The organism is Vibrio sp. Vb1554, from assembly GCF_033344235.1.
Genome location: NZ_JAWPOJ010000278.1, coordinates 1 through 1,224, shown reverse-complemented (window position 1 = coordinate 1,224; position 1,224 = coordinate 1). Strand labels below are relative to the sequence as shown.

The following is a 1,224-nucleotide window of genomic DNA, read 5'->3' as shown; positions in this document are numbered from 1 at the left end:
AACCAATACGCTACTGGCGAAATTGAGAATACCGCCAGCGCCACATTCCGTGGTGAAACGCAAGATTCAACAGCGACACTGCTGGCGATGCCGGAGTCGGTCAAACTTGAAAAAACCGTTGACGATGAGTTCTACCGTCCGGGAGAGAGTGTTACTTACCACGTGGTGTTAACGAATGAATCGGGTTCATTTACTGAAGAGATGATACTGAAAGATCTGATCTCAGAACTCAAGGTCAACACCATCAACGACACTCAAGCTGAAGCATTTACCAGTTGGCGTATGACCAGTTCATACAACGATGAACGAACCATCGTTCTGCCGCAAATTCAGGGCGACAATCTGGATGTAAACAGTCGCGTGATTCTTGCGCCAAACGACACGTTAGACATTGAGATTACCGGTGTGGTCAATGCAGACGCGATGGGCGAAATCACCAACCACGCTTACGCATACGACAAATCGGAAAGCGATGTTTTGGCAGAAGATGTCGCCATTATCAAACCGCAACCGATCATCTTATCGGTGACGAAAGTGGCCGATAAAGCCGAATACACCAATGATGACGATGAAATCACGTTCACGATGACGGCGGTTAACCGTGGCTCTGGTGATGCAGAGAGCGTGAACTTGTTGGACGAAATCGACAAATTGATTGGTAGCAACGGTAATGCGTTGTCCACGACATGGAAAGCGACCATCACAGAGCTGAAATCTGGCGTTGTGGTCTCTGTGGATTCGGATAACAACGTCAATTCCAACCATACCTTGAAAGCATACCAAGGCAACGAGTTTGAAATCGTCGTGACAGGTGAGATCAATCAAGGCATTGATGACAACTTTACCAACGTCTTCACGGCGGCGGCATCGACGGGCGAAACGGCATCTGCGAATGTCACGATCAAAGTGAAAAAGCAGGCTTACAACGAAGGCATGCTGAAAGTCACTAAAGTGGCAAGCAAATCGGAAGCCAGTGTCGGTGAAGTCGTTGAATATGAAGTGGTGATCACCAACGAAAACGACAACCCATTCTCAGGAGTGCGTTTGGTCGACCGTTATCCTGGTGGCTTTGCTTACATTCCTGATTCTACCGAGATGGTAAATAGCGGCCCTGATGGCGTATTTGATACCTCAGACGATATTCAAATCACGGTCGAGCCAACCAAGACAAACCAGCTGTTCTTCGATGTTGGTGACATGAATATCTATGGTAAAGGCGATTCT

The 1,224-nt window shown here is 47.7% G+C and carries 1 pseudogene; it reads left to right on the top strand.

The features are described from left to right. A pseudogene (locus R8N28_RS25635) lies at window positions 1-1,224 on the top strand (hypothetical protein); the annotation flags it as partial.